The organism is Hymenobacter sp. H14-R3 (genome assembly GCF_030063445.1).
Taxonomy (GTDB): Bacteria; Bacteroidota; Bacteroidia; order Cytophagales; family Hymenobacteraceae; genus Hymenobacter.
The window spans coordinates 145096-162803 of sequence record NZ_JASITD010000009.1; the positions used below are offsets into that span (position 1 = coordinate 145096).

A 17708-nucleotide genomic window follows, 5' to 3' on the forward strand; every position below is an offset into this window, starting at 1 on the left:
AGAGATAGCTAATAATTCCTTACAAAAACGCCGCAGGAGCCCGAAGGGGCCACGGCGGCGCTTTTGCGTAGAGTAGGGGCTTAACCCGGCACCCCGGCCTTTGTTTGGGGCCGGGCCAATGCCGCCGCTACCAGCCCGCGCATCCGCACCAGCGACTGCCGGGCAAACCGCCGCTGCAACGTGCGCCCGAACAGCTTGAATCCCAGCCAGTAAAAGGGGTTGCCGATGTGCCCCTTCCGCGACACGGCGTGAACACGGAACTGCACCGCGCCGGTCATCAGGTTTTTGTGAATCGAAAAGTTAATCTGGCCTTTCTCGAAGTGGCCTTCCAGCGTGCGGTAGCCGTAGCCCCACACCCGCTCGGGGCCGTCGGGGCCGGGCTGCGCGGCTTCGTCAACCACATCGACTATCCGCACCCCAAAGTAGAAGTTGAATACCAGGAAGTGCGCCCGCAGCACCATAATGCGCTCATCCAACGGCTGTTGCGGGTCGAAGTAGCCGGTAATCAGGTTGGGTGGCGGGAAGGCGTAGCGGCGCAGCACATCCTGGGCGGCGGCAAACGAGCCGGCGGCGGCGGGTGGGCCGGGGTCCTCGGCGGGCAGGTCGGTGGCGTAGTCGTCGAGCCGCCAGCCGGTGGCCGGGGTGTACGCCTGCTGGGCCTCGTAGTTGTAGTTGACCTTGGCGTGGGCGTAGGTGGCGAGCAGGTCGCGGTATTTTTCCCAGGCGGCCGGGGCGGCGGGCGGCGCGCCGGGCTGGGCAGTGAGGCTACTCATGGGTAACAGTTTGGCTGGCAGTACCATCGGGCGCGTGGCGCGTGGTTTCGACCACCACCGGGCCCAGCGCCTGGCCACCGCTGGCCTGTCCCACGCGCTCGCAAAACTCGACCCAGGTGGCCTCCTGCATCAGCTTGCCACCGCCAATGGTGTCGTAGGCGAAAGCCACCAGCCCGTCGCGCGAGCGGGCCAGCGACCGGATTTCGAAGCGCAGCGCATCGGGCCGGCTGTCGAGCGCGTGGGCTTCGAAGCAGATGGTACCGGCCTCGGGGTGGCCCGCCAGCGTCACCAGCTCGAAGCTGCTGGCGCTCACCTGGGTCACGCGCACGCTGCCATTCCAAGGGCCCAGTATTTTGATGTGAAACTCGTCGCCCACGTGCAGCTCGCCCTCCGTGCCCTGCGTGCGCTCAAAATCAGCCAGCAAGCCGGGCGAAAAACTGGGCAGGTCGGCCTGCACCGCCGCCATCAGCTGGGCGGGCGTCAGGCGCGGGCGCTCCACATCGAGGTAGTAGCGGCGCGCCAGCTCGGGGCCAGTGCCCTTGGCAACGGGCTGCTCATCAGAAGATACCATTTTGTTGGAATTATGAATTTAGGCTTTACGCAAGAGGAAGTTGCCATTGCGTAAGCCTTGTAAGAATGGTGAAGTATGAGTTGGGCGATTTAGCACCTGGTTTCACCTACTTCGCATTGCGTTTACGTAGCGTAGCGTAAAAAGAAACGCCTGCGCGAACCCCGCCCACTTCATTCATAACTCCTCCTTCCTCCTTATTAAAGAGCATGGCCTACTACCGCCCCCCCGGCCCGCCGCCCGACCCCGAGCTGGTACGCAGCCTCACGGCGCAGCAAAACGAGCTGCGCCAGCGCGTGCGCACCGAGCCCCTCCCCCACGAGCCGCACCTGATTGCGGGCTGCGACTCGTCGTTTCCCACGCCCGATACCATTCTGTCGGTATTCGTGGTGCTGAAATTCCCATCGCTGGAGCTGGTGGAGAAGGTCTACAGCTACGGCCCCGTCACCATGCCCTACGTGTCGGGTTTCCTCTCCTTCCGCGAAGCGCCCAACGTCATTCAGGCCTTCGCCAAGCTCACGCACCGGCCCGACGTGGTTATGGTAGATGGCCACGGCATTGCGCACCCGCGCCGGGTGGGCATTGGCGCGCACCTGGGCGTGCTGCTCGACCTGCCCACCTTCGGCGTGGCCAAGCAAAAGCTCACGGGCACCTTCCAGGAGCCGGCCCCCGAAAAGGGCAGCATCACCCCGCTCACCGACGCCAAAACGGGCGAGCTGATTGGCGAGGTTATCCGCAGCAAAGACAAGATATTGCCGCTCTTCGTGAGCCCCGGCCACCGCTGCGACCAAGCCACCGCCACCCGCCTCACCCTGGCCTGCCTGCGCGGCTACAAGCTCCCCGAGCCCACTCGCCTGGCCGATTACTGGGCCGAGCAATTCAAAAAAGAAGTGCGCTGAGCTGGGGGCAGGCGGCCCGGCGGCCGGCTTCATCTGTATATCCCAAAATCTGGCCTTAGCTTTACTGAGGGCTGCTTTCGTCTGGTGCGGCCTTTACTAGTACAGCATTAAGTAGGACTTCCGCAAAACGTCTGTCTTTGCGAGCGCAACATGCTGCGCATTAAAGCAGAGATGGAGCGCGGCAATCGCACCGAAACGATAGCCGCACGACAACGTTCTGGTGCGACTGCTTCGCGCTGCTCGCAAAGACAGACGTTTTTGCGGAAGTCCTAAATCAAGGGAGTTTTTATGTGGAATCACGGCGTAGTGCTGGTTGGAGTTTGGTTGGCAATGGCGCTGCTGGGAGCCCGGCCCGTCGCCGCGCAAAAGCTGCTTCCCAGCCCCGGCCCGCGCACCTGCGCCACCCAGGCCGCCGATGACTGGCAGCAGGCGGCCCTGCGGCGCAAGCGGCCGGGCTACAGCTCGGCCAAGCTGGCGGGCGGCGCGGCCCCGCTGGCGCTGCGCACCGCGGCCGTTACCTACACGCTGCCGGTGGTGGTGCACATCATCTCCGACGGCGAGGCCGTGGGCGCGGGCACCAACATCAGCCAGGCCCAGGTGCAGTCGCAGCTCGATGTGCTCAACGAAGACTACCGCAACCTGAACGCCGATGGCGCGCTGGTGCCCAGCCCCTTCCAGCCGCTGCGGGCCGATGCCCAGTTTCAGTTTGCCCTGGCCCAGCGCGACCCCCGCGGGGCCACCATGCCCGAGCCGGGCATCGACCGCGTGAGCCGCACGGCCAAGGGCTTCGACGCCCCGCCCTATTCCATGGCCTACATCGACGGCACCATCAAGCCGGGCACCGACTGGGACCCCAGCCAGTACGTCAATATCTGGGTGCTGGACCTGGGCGGGCGGCTGCTGGGCTACGCCCAATTTCCGGACAATACCGCCAACCTGAGCGGCCTGAGCCCCCTCGGCGGCACCGCCGAAACCGACGGCGTGGTGATTCTGTACTCGGCCTTCGGGCGCGTGGGCACGCTCAGCGCTTCCTATAATAAGGGCCGCACGCTCACCCACGAGTTGGGCCACTGGCTGGGCCTGCGCCACATTTGGGGCGATGATAATTGCGGTGACGACTACTGCCTCGACACGCCCACCCAGCAAACCGGCAACACCGGCTGCCCCAACTTTCCGCACGTTACGTGCTCCAACGGGCCCACCGGCGACATGTTCATGAACTACATGGACTACGTGAACGATGCCTGCATGCAGCTGTTTTCGGCCGACCAAAAGGCCCGGATGCAGGCCGTGATGGCCGTGGGTACCGCGCGCCGCGCCAGCCTGACCGCTTCGCCGGCCCTGTGCACCAGCGTATTGAGGGCCATCGCCACCAACAGCGGGGCCGCCTGCCCCGGCAGCACCACGCGCCTGCTGGCTACCGGCCCGGCCGGGGCCACCTACCTCTGGAACGGCCCCAACGGCTACACCAGCACCCAGCAAAACCCCGTCCTCCCGGACCTCACGGCCGCCAGCGCCGGCATCTACACCGTTACCGTATCTAACACCAGCGGGGCCTGCCCCGGCACGGCCCGCACCACTGTGGCAGTGAGCCCCGCGCCGCCCAAGCCCGTGCTGGCCCCGCGCCCAGCGGCCGTATGCGTTGGGGGGCAGGTTACGCTTTCAACCACCAACCTCACGGTGGCGGGCGCGCTGCCCAGTGAAGATTTCAACGGCACTGCGCCCGGCTGGTCATTGGCCAGCACCGGCCTGGCCAGCACGGCCTGGCAGCTGCGCCCCGCGCCGTTTACCTACGCCAGCCAGTACGTGGCGCTGACCAGCTACTCGCTGGATGGCAGCCGCTTCGCGCTGGCCAACTCCGATGTTGGCGGGGTGGGCTCCAGCACCAATACCACGCTCACTTCGCCGGTATTTAGCACCACTGGCTACAGCTCGCTGCAGGTGGTTTTCCAGCACTACTACCGCAACGACCCCGGCGACCAGGCCACGGTGGAGGTTTCGACCAACGGCGGCACCAGCTGGGCCACTGTCGCCACCTATTTCGCCGACCAGGGCACGGCCGCCGCGCCCGCCCTGGCCACCCTCGACCTGGGGGCCTACCTCAACCAGCCCCGCGTGCAGCTGCGCTGGCACTACGCCGCCAGCTGGGGCTATTTCTGGGCCCTTGATAATGTGGTAGTTACCGGTACCCCCGCCACCTATACCTACGCTTGGAGCCTGGTGAGCGGCGATGGCCTGCCGGCCGCCACCACCACGCCCACGCTTACCGTAACGCCCACGCAATCATCCGTTTACCGCCTCACCCTCGGCGCTCCCGGCCTGGCGTGCACCGCCAGCGACACCATCGGCGTGCGCGTTACCACGCCCACCTGGACTGGCGCCACCGGCAACGGCAACTGGTTTGACGCCGCCAACTGGGCCGGCTGCGTGCCCACCCGCCTCACTGATGCCCTCATTCCGGCCGGCCGCAGCACGCCCTACCCCACCATCGGCAGCGGCGTGGCCGAGGTGCGCACCCTCACCCAGCAGGGCGGCCTCACGCTGGCCGCCGGCGAGCTGGCCCTCTACGGCGACTACCTCGGCACCGGCCCCCTCACCCAAACCGGCGGCACCGTAGCCACCCGCGGTACTAGCCCCCAAAGCCTGCGCCCCACCACCTACCAAACCCTGCTCATCGGCGGCACCGGCCCCAAAACCATTGGCGCGGCCACTATCACGCAGGCCCTCACTATGGCCGGCCCGATACTGACAACCGGTATTAATACACTGACTATAAGCTCAATAGCCAACATCAGCGAAACCGACGCCAGCTACGTAATGGGCCGCGTGCAAACCACCCGCACCCTAGGCACCGACCCCGAGAGTTTTGGCGGGCTGGGCCTGGTGCTGGCCCCGGCCTACGCGCCGGGCGCTACCACCGTGGTGCGCACCACCGGCCAGCCCCAGGGCACGGCCGGCGCGGGCGGCATCGGGCGCTACTTCGATATTACGGCGGCTACCAGCCGGGGCTTACAGGGCACCACGCTCACGCAGCAATACTTACCGCATGAGCTTAATGACTTAGCTGAAAGTCAGTTAACTGCCTTCCGCTCGACCGATGGCGGCGCTACCTGGAGCAACGAGGGCGCCACCCAGCGCGAGGCCGCCGCCCGCACCGTAGCCCGCGCCTACGTCACCGACCTGCAAGGCCGCTGGACGCTGGCCAGCACCACCGCCCCGCTCGCCCCGGCCCCGCTCACCTACGCCATCAACGCGTTTCCGGTGCCCTTCGGCGATGATGGCCTCTCCATTCAGGTGACCACGCCCACCGCCGGGCCGCTCACCGTGCAACTCTACGACGTGCTGGGCCGCGTCATCTACAACCACTCCATAGCCATGGTGGAAGTGGGCACCAGCACCGTGCGCCTGCCCGGCTCGGGCCAGCTGCGGCCCGCCAAGTACGTACTGCTGGTGCAGCAAGCTGCCCAAACCGCCCGCCTCAACGTGGTGCGCCAGTAGGGGCGGGTCGCACCCGCCCGCCGTTGCACAAACCAGCCCCAAAAGTCAAAACCCCCGTTTCCAACCAGGAAACGGGGGTTTTGCTTCAGCAGAGAAGGAGGGATTCGAACCCCCGGACCTGTAACAGTCAGCGGTTTTCAAGACCGCCGCAATCGACCACTCTGCCACTTCTCTAAAAAGTGAAATGGTAAAACGGCAATTAGATGAAGAGTGGAAGCCACTTCAGCAGATTACTATTTCACCATTTCGTAGAGAGGGGGGGATTCGAACCCCCGATACCGTTGCCGGTATAACGGTTTTCGAAACCGTCGCATTCGACCACTCTGCCACCTCTCTAAGGTCCCAAACCAGTGGTTGGGGCTGCAAAAGTAGGCAGGAATTAAGCAGAGCAGAGAACGAACGTGGAAATTTTCTCCAAAATTCTTCTATTACGCTCAGTATCAAGGCTAAATTCCCTACTCCTGCTTCTTGCCTAAACCCAGCCGGCCGGTCACGGCGTCGATGCTCACGTTCACCTCAAAACCGATAATGAGCGTCATGCACACAAATTCCAGCCACACCATGAAGCCGACCAGCGCCCCAATGGAGCCGTAGAACGTGTTGTAGGAGTTGAAAATGCGCACGTAGAGCGTGAACAGAAACGAAACCAGAAAAATGAGCAGCGTGGCCACCAGCGCCCCGTTCGAAACGAAGGGCCACTTGTCGTGCACCGGCGGCACGAAGTAGTAGATAACGCAGGTGGTGGTTAAAAACAGCCCGATGAGCGAGCCGTAGCGCAGCACCAGAATCATGAATTCGGTGGAGCTTTCGGGCACAATCTCATAGAACACCAGCGCGTCGATGATGAAGGTGCCGAAGAAAATGCCGGCGATGGCAACAACTAGAATCAACGCCAGCATAAAAGTTAAACCCGTAGCAATCAATCGCTTATGAAAATACCCCCGATGCTTGAACCACGGGTATTTCTTCTCAAACGCGTCGAGCAGCGCCATAATACCGTTGCTGCTCAGCACCAGCGCCGTCACAAAACCAAACGAGAGCAGCCCGCCGTGCGGAATGCGCACAATGTCCTCAATAGTGCCCGCCGTGGCCGAGTACAGCTCGTGGGGCATGATGTCGGCCAGAAATTGCAGAATATCTATGTCCAGGTTAGGTACCGGGATGTACGGGATGAGCGTAAACAGGAAAATAATGGTCGGAAACAGCGCCAGCGTGAGGTTGAAGGCCATGTAAGCGGCGCGCTTTTCCAGCGAGTCGTTGCGCAGCTCGTGCAGGATGCGCTCGCCCACCTCATAAAGCGAGATGCGGCCGCCGCGCATTCGCTGGCGCTTGCCCCAGGCCAGCAGCGTACGGTAGGCGCGGTGGCGGCGCACATCAAGCACGGCGCGGCGGCGGGCGGGAGGAGCTTGCATTGGTAAATGAGTAATTGAGTAAGTGCGTAAAGGAGGGTCTGAACGAATGAGTTCACGGGCAAGCACTGCCTGCCCCTTACTCATTTACTCAATTGCTCACTTACCGAAAGCCGCCGGGGCGGGGGCGTCGTCGGGCGTGGCGCGGCCGGTGCCCAGGGGCAGGTCGGCATCGCCGTCGGCAAAGTACGGGGCCAGCTTGTCGCGCACGCCGTCGGGGATGGGCACGGGGCGGCCGGTGGCGGTGCTCACAAACACCATCAGCGTATGGCCTACCGTGAGCAATTCCTCGTCCTCGTTGCGGATTTCGTACTCGAATTTCACCCGCGAGCCCTCAACCAGCTCGCGTAGCATCACCCTGATAGTCAGCAGGTCGTCGTAGCGGGCGGGGCGGCGGAAGCGGGTTTGCAGCTCGCCCACCGGCATGCCTACCCCCTGCCCTTCCAGGTCTTTGTAGCGAATGCCGAGCTGCCGAAACGACTCGGTGCGGGCCACCTCAAAATAGGCCGCGTAGTTGCCGTGGTACACGTAGCCCATCTGGTCGGTTTCGGCGTAGCGCACGCGGATTTGGATATCGGCTTGATACATAACTTATTCTGACTCCTCTGCTAAGCCGTAAAGCTCAATTAAATTCAGTAAATGGTGTCCATAGATTCCCTTATTCAACACGTCTATCACCACTACTAAAAACACATTTTGGTCCTCGGTCGCAATAAGAATATGTTGATAAAGACCAGTTGGATTGAGATACACGTAGGCTACGTCTCCCAACGTAAAACCGTCAAAATCTACGAACGGAATAGCATCAACGTAATGCCAGATATCGAGCAGTTGCTCGGCTGTTTTCGTAACATCCTGCATTGGTGGCTGAAATGTCTGATTGAAAGCAATAGCGTTTAGCTTTATGATATCCATCACATTATCAGCCCGTTACAAGTAAATTACCGAATGCCCGCGCGGCTCAGCGCGGCCTGGTAGCGGTGGGCATTTACGAGGTGCTGCTGCTCGTTGGCGGCGAATGCGTGGTAGCCGCTGAAGTCCTCCTTGGCGCAGAAGTAGAGGTAGTCGTTGGCTTCGGGGTGCAGCACGGCGTTGATGCTGGCAATGCTGGGCAGGTTGATGGGGCCGGGCGGCAGGCCCGCGTACTTATAGGTATTGTAGGGCGAGTCTTTTTGCAGGTGCACATTGAGCACGCGCTTGATGCCGAAGTCGCCGTTGGCGTACACCACGGTGGGGTCGGCCTGTAGCTTCATGCCACGCTTAAGGCGGTTGAGGTACACGCCCGCAATGCGGGGGCGCTCGTCGGCGTGCTGCTGCTGCTCGGCCTCCACAATGCTGGCCAGGGTGCTTACCTGCACGCGGGTGAGGCCCAGCTTTTCGCGGGCCGCGTCGCGCTCGGGCGTCCAGAATTTCTCGTACTCCGTTTTCATGCGCTGCATGAGGTTTTGGGCCGAGGTATTCCAGTACAGCTCGTAGGTGTTGGGGATAAACATGGAGAGCACCGTGGTGGTGTCGAAACCCAGGCTCCGGGTGTAGTTGGGGCTGCTCAGCAGCGAGTCAATCTGCCGGGGCTTGGCGTCAATCTGCTTGCTGAGCTTGCTGGCCAGTTCGCGGCGCAGGCGCACGTTGGTAAACGTGAGCTTGAGCGGCGTTTGCCGGCCCGATTTCAACAGATTGATTACCTGCCGGTTGGTGGCATTATTGACCAGCTCGTAGCGGCCGGGCTTCACGGCCCCGGGCTTGTTGTAGCCCATGAGCTTGCCCACCAGGTGCAGCGAAAGCTTGTCGATGATAGCGCCCGTTTTCTCGGTGCTGCGCAGGGCTTTCTGCCAGTCGTCGCCCTTGTGGATGTACACGTAGACCGGCCGGTCTTTGGTATCGACGTTGGCAGTGTAAAAAATCTGGAAGAAATAATACGAGAAGCAGACCAGAAACAGGCCCAGCACCACGCTCACGGTGGCGAAGCGGTTGCGGCGCTTGATGGAGTCGGCGCGGTACTCGTGGGCAGACTTTTTGACAGGTTCGGACATAAAGCAAGGGAATAATCGCTCAAAATTAACGCCCGGCTGGTCAGGCGGCTACGTCTACTACAAACAACTAACGCCGCTTTTGCTTAGTAAGCCCTCACCAAAGGCTGGCGGGCGCGCGAAAACCGCTCGCCGTAGTACCTTTCCCGCCCCAACGGGCCGCCCCCAATTGGTCCATCTTATTTATTTAGTCCTTTTTCTGCTTTATGGCCGCTACCCTGCTCCGCATCCACCCCGATAACCCACCCCAAAACCGTATTCTGCAAGTTGTGGAAGTGCTGCGCAAAGGCGGGCTTATTATTTACCCCACCGATACGGTTTATGGCATTGGCTGCGACATCAACAATGCGAAAGCCGTTGAGAAGCTCTGCCGTATCAAGGGCCTAAAGCCTGAGAAAGCGAACCTTAGCTTTATCTGCCACGACTTGTCGCACATCAGCGATTACGCGCACGGCATTACCACGCCGGTGTTCAAAGTTATTAAAAAGGCGCTGCCCGGCCCGTTTACGTTCATCTTCGAGGCCAGCCCCAACGCCCCGCGCTACGGCGGCGTGAAGCGCAGCACAGTGGGCATCCGGGTGCCCGACAACCAGATTGTGCGCCAGATTGTGAAGGAGTTCGGCACCCCCATCGTGAGCACTTCGGTGCGCGTAAGCGAGGAGACCCTGGAAGAATACGTGACCGACCCAGACCTGATTTTTGAAAAGTACCGCTCGTTGGTAGACCTCGTTATCGACGGCGGTTTCGGCGGCAACGTGCCCAGCACCATCATCGACTGCACCAACGACGACTTCGACCTCGTGCGCGCAGGCTTGGGCGATATTGAGCAGTTCTTGTAGAGCGTAATCGCCTGTCATTGCGAGCGCAACGAAGTGGAGCGCGGCAATCTTTTCTAATCGTCGGGGTAGTAATCCGGAGGGTAAAGGAAGGATTGCCGCGCTCCACTTCGTTGCGCTCGCAATGACAGGCGGGCTTTGTACTATTGAGTAGCTGGCCGCTTGTGCTTCCAGCGGCGATGCGTCCATAAGTACTGTTCGGGCGTAGCCCGAATATCAGCTTCCAGGTGCCGGATAAAAGACTCCGTAACCGGGAAACGCTGCGCCTCATCAGGCGAATTGGCTCCGGCGGCCACGGCCCTCCCGTCGGGCAACTCGGTGAATTTCACCTCGTAATAGCCGCGCCGCACGCGCCGGATGCCCACGTAGAGCACGGCGCAATCGAGTTGCTGGGCCAGGCGGTCGGCGCTAGTGTAAAAGCCCGCATCCTGGTGCAGAAAATCGGTCCAGTACGGGCGGTCGTCTTTGCTAGCGGCTTGGTCGGTGAGCAGGCTGAGGGTGCGGCCCTGGCCGCGGTGCTGCACCAGGTAGCGCAAGGTGGCCAGCATGGGCACGGCATCAGCCCCCAAGCGGGTGCGCAGCCGCCGCATAAAATACTCGAAAAACTTGTTGGTGAGGGGCTTATACACGCCCGCCGCCCGGCCCGGAAACTCCAGCGCCGCGCCCGAGAGTATCCACTCCCAGTTGCCGCGGTGCGAGCCCAGCGAGAGCACCAGCCGGTTTTCGGCAAAGTGGCGCGTCATCAATTCGGGGTTCACGAAGCGCATCCGCCGCCGCAATTCGGCTGGCGAAATGGCCCCCAGCTTGAGAATCTCAACCACCACCTGCGCAAAGTGCCAGTAGAACTGCCGGCCAATGCGCTGCACCTCGGCCTCGCTTTTTTCGGGAAAGGAATTACGCAGGTTTTCGAGCACCACGCCCCAGCGGTAGCGCACTACATAGCTCAGCAGTAGGTAGATAACCCCGGCCAGCCCGTGCAGCACCACCAGCGGCAGGTGGGCCAGCGCCAGCAGCGGCCAGGCCAGGGGCCGGTAGTACCAGGGCGCAGCGGGGGGCGCACTCATCGGGGCACGGCGGCCCCGGCGGGGGCGTAGTCGGTGAGGCTGCGCTGGCCGTGCTGGCTCTGGGTAGCCAGCACCTTGTTGGTAGCCGCGTCGCGGGCCTCGATGGTGAGCGTGAACGAGCCGGCCGGAATGGGGCCCAGCGGCAACTGGCCCACAAGGGCGGTGGGCCGGCCGCCTTGCACGGTTACGGCGGGCGCGTCGGCATCGGCGGCGGTGCCGTCGGGGGCGGCCAGGTGGTAGTGCACGCGCACGGCCCGGCCGGCCGCCACCTGGTTCAACTCGGTGTAAAAGAAAATGTTGTCGGCCCCGCGGCCGTAGTAGCCGCTGGCCGCCCGCGTAAGCAGGTAGCCGCCCCGGTTAAATACGCTTTCGCCGGTAGCCTTGGCCGCCGGCCGCGCCAGAAACACGATGTCGCTGAACGCCGGGCCTTTGGGCGCTTCCACCGCCAGGGGCAGCTCCACGGTGGCCTCGCCGTTGGCGCTGTTGTACTGGTCGCGGATGTGGCCGCGCAGCGTGTAGCTGCCGTCGGGCAGGCTCACGCGCTTGAGGAAGCTGAGCGGATTTTTGATGGCAATGGTGGTGTCGCTGAGCACGGGCGGCTTCAGGGTCACGGTTTCCTGCCAGGCAGTGGTGCCGTCGGCCTTCAGAATCGTCAACTCGACCACCGCCGACGACTGAAACGACTTGGGCGCGCGCTGCCGGTAGGTGAGCGGCTGGGTGGGCACGGTAACGGAAATCTCAATTTCCCCGCCCTTCTTAATCTGGTCGAGGCTGCGAAAGCTGGCTACGCGCAGCAGCAGTTGCGGCGGCCCGGCCTGGGCAGCGGTTATTGTGAAAGCCAGGGGAAAGAGTAAAGCACGCATAGGGCAATTTTATTTAGGCTGTTTTGACCTCACTTACTCCGCGTATCGGCGTTTCCAATCGATATGCGGCAGTTGAATCCGTGATTTAGAGTCACCATCCCATTCAACAACCAATCCACTTTCCTGCATAGCAGCCTGTATATGCTGGCCTACCAGCTTCTTAGTAGCCGCTTCATCGTCGAGGCTGCCGTAGGCTAGCCATAGCCCACTGCCTGCTGCTGCCCGCTCCAGGTCTTGGGCGTGGTAAAAGCAGTACCCCTTCGTTGCCGCCGACTGGTGTTCATCCAACGCTTCGGCTACATCATCGAGCCCATCGGACATGGTATAACCGGCATTATGTAGGCAGACGATGCCGGCGTCCTTAAGCGTGGCAAAGGCTTGGTCGAGCCGGTCGCAATCGGTTGAGGCGGGCCAGGTAGCTTCAGCCTGCTGCTTGGCCGCAAACTCCTGTGCAATAAGACGTTGCAGCAATGGTTCATCTGCTGCTTCCTCTTCGTCTTTCAACTGCTCGGAGAGCATATCGACTACCTCCTCTGCCAAATAAAATCCCGACCACACCCACAGGTGGATAGCGGCGGCGTATTCTTCCGTTGTTTCGTCCATGGGGGTGGTGGTTGCGCGGCTGTTCGCTGTTGGCACGGCTGCAAAGTAACGTCCTACATTTACCTTGCACGCATGTCCGTTGTCCTTACTGAACTGCACTACCTGCCTTCCATCGCCTATTTCCAGCAGCTTTTAACCGCCGATGCGCTCCTGCTCGATGCCCACGAACACTACCACAAGCAGACGTATCGTAACCGCGCCCTCCTTCTCACGGCGCAGGGCCCACAGCCGCTCACGGTGCCGGTGCTCGACGGGGCGCGCGCTGCCAAAGTGTGCACCAGCGACATCGAAATCGACTACCGCCAGAACTGGCGGCACCGCCACCTGCGCACCATGCAAACTGCCTACGGCGCTTCGCCGTACTTTAGCTATTACGTTGATTATTTGCAGGATATCTACGGCCAGAAACCCGCCCGCCTCTGGGACCTCAACCTGGCCCTGCTGCACCTGCTGCTGCGCTGCCTGCACTGGCCCCTGCCCATCGAGCTCACCACCGAGTACCTCACCCCCTCACTCAGTCACCCCTTCACCAATTCACTCCTTGATAAAAGGGACTTCCTGACACCCAAAGGAGACGCGAATGGGGCTGGGCCTGACAGTCCGTCGTACCGGCCCTATCCGCAGGTATTTGGTACCGCATTTGTACCAGGTATGAGCATGCTGGACCTGCTATTTATGCAGGGGCCGGCAGCGGGGCAGTTTTTGTAGGGCAAGCAGTTAGCTAATTTACTTTCGCCCGAACCTTAGCCCGCAGGCGCTTGTTTTTCTCTTATTCCGCTTTCCTTCACTTATTCGCGTCGCGCAACTATTCGTTCCTATTTCGGTAGAACTACTATCTGCGTTTTATTTTTATCTTGCTTGCATGGAAGCTAAATTTTCAAACCGCGTCAAGGAGGTTATTTCCTTGAGCCGGGAGGAGGCCATCCGGCTGGGCCACGACTACATCGGCACCGAGCATTTGCTGCTGGGCATGATTCGCGAAGGCGAAGGCATTGCCCTGAGCCTGCTTAAGAAGCTGGCCGTGGCTACCGATGAGCTGAAGTTTGCCCTTGAGCAAGCCACGCGCAACACGGCCTCCACCCAGGGCACCAGCATCACGGGCTCGATTCCGCTGACCAAGCAGACCGAGAAGGTGCTAAAAATCACTTATCTCGAAGCCAAGATTTTCAAATCGGAAATCATTGGTACCGAGCACCTGCTCCTCTCGATTCTACGCGATGAGGATAACATTTCTTCTCAAATTCTTTCCAAATTCAACGTGAACTACGAAACCGTGCGCGACTCGCTCGACTACCACGGCGGCGCCCCGAACACGACCGGTCCCAAGGCCGGCCCGGAGGCTGACGACGATGATGACCGCCTCTTTGGGCAAGGCCAGGGTGCCAGCGGCCGCGGCCAGGGTGCCCAGGGCGGTGCCGCTGGTGCCGGGGCCAAGCGCGCCGGCGAAAAATCGCGCACTCCAGTGCTCGATAACTTCGGCCGCGACCTCACCAAGATGGCAGAAGATGACAAGCTCGACCCCATCGTAGGCCGTGAAAAAGAAATTGAGCGCGTGGCCCAGGTACTGAGCCGCCGCAAAAAGAACAACCCGATTCTCATTGGCGAGCCAGGCGTGGGCAAAACGGCCATCGCCGAGGGCCTTGCCCTACGCATCATCCAGAAGAAGGTGAGCCGCGTGCTGTTCAACAAGCGCGTAGTGACCCTCGATTTAGCTTCGCTGGTGGCTGGCACCAAGTACCGCGGCCAGTTTGAGGAGCGCATGAAGGCCGTGATGAACGAGTTGGAAAAGTCGCCCGACGTGATTCTGTTCATTGACGAGCTGCATACGATTGTGGGGGCCGGCGGGGCTTCGGGCTCGCTCGATGCCAGCAATATGTTCAAGCCAGCTTTGGCCCGCGGCGAAATTCAGTGCATTGGCGCTACCACGCTGGACGAGTACCGCCAGTACATCGAGAAGGATGGTGCCCTGGCCCGTCGTTTTCAGATGGTAATGGTGGACCCCACCACGCCTGAGGAAACTATTGAAATTCTGCACAATATCAAGGATAAGTACCAGGACCACCACCACGTGGTGTACACGGACAAGGCCATTGAGCAGTGCGTGAAGCTGAGCGACCGCTACATGAGCGACCGCTTCCTGCCGGACAAAGCCATCGACATCTTGGACGAGGCCGGTGCCCGCGTGCATATCAACAACATCGTGGTGCCCGAGGATATTCTTAAGCTTGAAGAGCAGATTGAGAACATCAAAGGCGAGAAGAACCGCGTGGTGAAATCGCAAAAATACGAGGAAGCTGCCAAGCTCCGCGACACCGAGAAGAAGCTCTTGGAGCAGCTCGAATCGGCGAAGAAGAGCTGGGAGGATGAGACCAAGAAGAAGCGCTACACGGTGAAAGAGGAAAACGTGGCCGAGGTAATCGCCATGATGACCGGCATCCCCGTGAACCGCGTGGCCCAGAACGAAAGCCAGAAGCTGCTCAACATGGGTGAGGAGCTGCAAGGCAAGGTTATTGGCCAGGAAAAGGCTATCAAGCAGTTGGTGAAAGCCATTCAGCGCACCCGCGTGGGCTTGAAAGACCCCAAGAAGCCGATTGGCTCGTTCGTATTCCTAGGCCCAACGGGCGTAGGTAAGACGGAGCTGGCCAAGGTGCTGGCTACCTACCTCTTCGACAAGGAAGACGCGCTGATTCGCGTGGATATGTCGGAGTACATGGAGAAATTCAGCGTATCGCGCCTAGTGGGCGCGCCTCCCGGCTACGTGGGCTACGAAGAGGGCGGCCAGCTGACGGAGAAAATCCGCCGCAAGCCGTACTCGGTTATCCTGCTCGACGAGATTGAGAAGGCGCACCCCGACGTGTACAACCTGCTGCTGCAAGTGCTGGACGATGGTATCCTGACCGACGGCCTCGGCCGCAAGGTGGACTTCCGAAACACCATCATCATCATGACCTCCAACATTGGGGCGCGTGACTTGCAGGACTTCGGTGCGGGCATTGGCTTCGGCACGAAGTCGCGCAACGACAACATGGACGAGTTGACGAAGGGCACGATTACCAACGCCCTGAAGAAGACGTTCTCGCCCGAGTTCCTCAACCGTTTGGATGACGTGATTGTCTTCAACTCGCTGGAGAAGAAGGATATCCACAAAATCATCGACATCAGCCTCGGCAAGCTGCTGAGCCGCGTGCTGTCGCTGGGCTACAAAGTGGAGTTGACGGAGAAAGCCAAGGACTTCGTAGCCGATAAAGGCTATGACCCCAAGTACGGCGCCCGCCCGCTGAACCGAGCCATCCAGAAGTACATCGAAGACCCAATTGCCGAGGAAATCCTCAAAGCCCAGCTGTTGCACGGCGACGTCATCACCGCCGACTATGTAGAGGGTGCCGAGGAGCTTAGCTTCACCATCGCCAAAAGCGACGAAGCGCCCAACCTGGCCAGCGATGAGCGGCCAGAGGAAGCCCCTTCGGAGCCCGAGGCTGGTGAGTCGAAGTAAGTTAGCTTAGTTGTAAAGAAAAAGGCCGGTCCCGCAGTGCGGGGCTGGCCTTTTTGCTTTTAATTGATAGCAGGATTCACACAATCGTTTGTCATTGCGAGCGGAACGCAGTGGAGCGCGGCAATCGCCCCAGAACGACACCCGCGCCAGTCATTCGCCAATCGTGCTGGGGCGATTGCCGCGCTTTACTGCGTTGCGCTCGCAATGGCAAATGGCTTCTGCGTAAGTCACAGATAATAAAATCAGTAAGTAGCTATTAGACCAATGAATGGGCGAACATCCACCTCAACCCCGGCAACCCGCCCCTATCCGGGCAAATTACAAGTACGTACTTAGCCAAATAATATATAATACCTTAATTTTATGAAGCTCTAGCTACTTTACGGCTTACTAGTGCTCAGTCAGGCAAATTAACTGCCTTAATTTTCTGATAGTGGCGGTCGAGTTTGACGCGCGCTTTTTCGAGGGTAAACTGCCATTTTACGGTGGCCCGCGCCGCATTGCGCTCGGCCACGCACGCGGCGACGTGGGCCGTGAGTTCGTCCAGGGTGGAGATGCGCTGGTGCAAACACTGGCGGGCGATGGCCGAGAGCTCGAGTTCGACCAGGTTGAGCCAGGAAGCGTTTTTGGGCGTGTAGTGCACCTCAAAGCGGGCGGCCAGCGCCCGGGCTTCGGCAGCGGGCAGGTGCTGGTAGAAGACGGCGTCGGTGTGGGTATTTAGGTTGTCCTGCACCAACACGATTTTCTCGGCCTGCGGATAGTGAGCGGCCAGGGCCTGCATAAAGCGGCAATAATCGGCCCCGGTGCGGCGGGCCGAGACCTCGACCAGGCGCTGGCCGAGGCCCGGCTCGAAGGCGGCCAGCAGGCAGGCCGTGCCCTGGCGCACGTAGGTGCTGCTTTCCCGGCGGGGCCGCCCGGCTTTGGCCGGCTGCGCGCCCACGGCGGGTTGGGCCGGCACCGGCGGCAGGGGCTCCGTGGGTTGGCCGTGCAGCACGCAGGGCCGCTCCTCGAAGCAGACGACGGGAAAAAGCGGGTGGTAGGGCCGCTCGTACACGGCCAGCACGTCTTCCATCCGGGCCACGAAGGCCGCGTTCACTGCCCCCAGGCACCAGTGTTGCTGGCGGTGAGGCTGCAGTTCGTTTTTTTGAGCACCTGCGCCACTGTTTCGTGGGAAATGGTTTCTACCAGCGCCAGTTCTACGGCTTTGTCAGCCAGCAGGCGCAGGGTCCAGCGGCTGTGGCCCACCGGGGCCGGCGTGCAGGCCAGCGCCGTCAGGGCCGCTCGCTGGGAGCCGTCGAAGCGCGGGGGCGTGCCGCTGCGCGGGGCCTCGGTCAGGGCGAACTGCCAGCCGCCCGCTTCGTAGCGGCGGCGCAGCTCACTGACGGTCTGCCGGCTCAGGCCCACGGCCTTGCCGGCCGCCTGTTGGCCGATGCCCGTAGCCAAGGCCAGCAGGGCCTGGGCGCGGCGCACGGCCCGCACCGGGCGGCAGCCTGTGTGGGTGAAGTTTTCCAGGGCAGCCTGGTCGGCGGCTGGCAGGGCAAAAGGAGTGAGGGGTCGGGCCATAACAGCCTAACCTAAACGGACTCCGTTCTGTTAGTCAACTTCTCTTACTCAGCAGTAGCAGCAGCATTAAAAGCGTCTGCCCAGCAGCCAGTCAACTTGCACCTCAAACACG

16 protein-coding genes and 2 tRNA genes are annotated in these 17708 nt (G+C 61.3%); 5 read left to right on the plus strand and 13 right to left on the minus strand.

Features of this window, described 5'->3' with window-relative positions; translation table 11 throughout:
• Positions 1–80 precede the first annotated feature (80 nt).
• Positions 81–773, minus strand: coding sequence for a DUF1990 family protein (locus tag QMK33_RS10590; RefSeq protein ID WP_283564558.1), 693 nt, complete (start codon positions 771–773; stop codon positions 81–83).
• Entirely contained in the window at positions 766–1344 is a 579-nt protein-coding gene (locus tag QMK33_RS10595) for a DUF1990 family protein (RefSeq protein ID WP_283564559.1), read from the minus strand. Before QMK33_RS10595 ends, QMK33_RS10590 begins: the two co-directional genes overlap by 8 nt.
• A 206-nt stretch (positions 1345–1550) precedes the next feature.
• Here QMK33_RS10595 and nfi point away from each other — a divergent pair, with 206 nt between their 5' ends.
• A complete protein-coding gene (gene nfi, locus QMK33_RS10600) occupies positions 1551–2240 on the plus strand; it encodes a deoxyribonuclease V (RefSeq protein WP_283564560.1) in 690 nt (229 codons plus the stop codon).
• Positions 2241–2528: 288 nt separating this feature from the next.
• Positions 2529–5738, plus strand: a complete 3210-nt coding sequence (locus QMK33_RS10605) for a M43 family zinc metalloprotease (protein ID WP_283564561.1) — start codon at positions 2529–2531, stop codon at positions 5736–5738.
• Positions 5739–5827: 89 nt separating this feature from the next.
• On the opposite strand, the gene QMK33_RS10610 is transcribed toward QMK33_RS10605, so the two are convergent.
• The 6 genes from QMK33_RS10610 to mltG form a co-directional block, all read right to left on the minus strand.
• Positions 5828–5912 (minus strand) — tRNA-Ser (locus QMK33_RS10610).
• A 75-nt stretch (positions 5913–5987) separates the two neighbouring features.
• Positions 5988–6074, minus strand: a tRNA-Ser gene (locus QMK33_RS10615).
• Positions 6075–6193: 119 nt separating this feature from the next.
• Complete coding sequence (locus QMK33_RS10620) at positions 6194–7150, minus strand: YihY/virulence factor BrkB family protein (protein ID WP_283564562.1); 957 nt, start codon at positions 7148–7150, stop codon at positions 6194–6196.
• A 96-nt stretch (positions 7151–7246) separates the two neighbouring features.
• Positions 7247–7735, minus strand: a complete 489-nt coding sequence (locus QMK33_RS10625) for an acyl-CoA thioesterase (RefSeq protein WP_283564563.1) — start codon at positions 7733–7735, stop codon at positions 7247–7249.
• A 3-nt stretch (positions 7736–7738) separates the two neighbouring features.
• On the minus strand, positions 7739–8065 hold the full coding sequence (locus QMK33_RS10630) for a hypothetical protein (protein ID WP_283564564.1): 327 nt from the start codon (positions 8063–8065) through the stop codon (positions 7739–7741).
• Positions 8066–8088: 23 nt separating this feature from the next.
• Entirely contained in the window at positions 8089–9177 is a 1089-nt protein-coding gene (gene mltG / locus QMK33_RS10635) for an endolytic transglycosylase MltG (RefSeq protein WP_283564565.1), read from the minus strand.
• A gap of 203 nt (positions 9178–9380) precedes the next feature.
• Here mltG and QMK33_RS10640 point away from each other — a divergent pair, with 203 nt between their 5' ends.
• Positions 9381–10013: an L-threonylcarbamoyladenylate synthase gene (locus QMK33_RS10640; RefSeq protein WP_283564566.1), complete on the plus strand. Its 633-nt coding sequence runs from the start codon at positions 9381–9383 to the stop codon at positions 10011–10013.
• 140 nt (positions 10014–10153) lie between these two features.
• Here QMK33_RS10640 and QMK33_RS10645 read toward each other — a convergent pair whose 3' ends face one another.
• Genes QMK33_RS10645 through QMK33_RS10655 form a run of 3 tightly spaced genes read right to left on the minus strand, consistent with a single transcriptional unit; the run spans position 10154 to position 12540 of the window.
• Entirely contained in the window at positions 10154–11074 is a 921-nt protein-coding gene (locus tag QMK33_RS10645; protein WP_283564567.1) for a lysophospholipid acyltransferase family protein, read from the minus strand.
• Entirely contained in the window at positions 11071–11937 is an 867-nt protein-coding gene (locus tag QMK33_RS10650; protein WP_283564568.1) for a hypothetical protein, read from the minus strand. The genes QMK33_RS10645 and QMK33_RS10650 overlap by 4 nt, the downstream gene beginning before the upstream one ends.
• Before the next feature lie 33 nt (positions 11938–11970).
• Positions 11971–12540: a DUF6891 domain-containing protein gene (locus QMK33_RS10655; protein WP_283564569.1), complete on the minus strand. Its 570-nt coding sequence runs from the start codon at positions 12538–12540 to the stop codon at positions 11971–11973.
• A 72-nt stretch (positions 12541–12612) separates the two neighbouring features.
• Here QMK33_RS10655 and QMK33_RS10660 point away from each other — a divergent pair, with 72 nt between their 5' ends.
• Entirely contained in the window at positions 12613–13248 is a 636-nt protein-coding gene (locus tag QMK33_RS10660; protein ID WP_283564570.1) for a WbqC family protein, read from the plus strand.
• Between the two features lie 154 nt (positions 13249–13402).
• Positions 13403–16033, plus strand: a complete 2631-nt coding sequence (locus tag QMK33_RS10665) for an ATP-dependent Clp protease ATP-binding subunit (protein ID WP_283564571.1) — start codon at positions 13403–13405, stop codon at positions 16031–16033.
• A 397-nt stretch (positions 16034–16430) separates the two neighbouring features.
• Here QMK33_RS10665 and QMK33_RS10670 read toward each other — a convergent pair whose 3' ends face one another.
• The gene (locus tag QMK33_RS10670; protein WP_283564572.1) at positions 16431–17129 is read right to left on the minus strand and encodes an IS630 family transposase; all 699 of its coding nucleotides are present in this window, start codon (positions 17127–17129) and stop codon (positions 16431–16433) included.
• Positions 17126–17596: a helix-turn-helix domain-containing protein gene (locus QMK33_RS10675; protein ID WP_283564573.1), complete on the minus strand. Its 471-nt coding sequence runs from the start codon at positions 17594–17596 to the stop codon at positions 17126–17128. The genes QMK33_RS10670 and QMK33_RS10675 overlap by 4 nt, the downstream gene beginning before the upstream one ends.
• Positions 17597–17708: the final 112 nt, after the last annotated feature.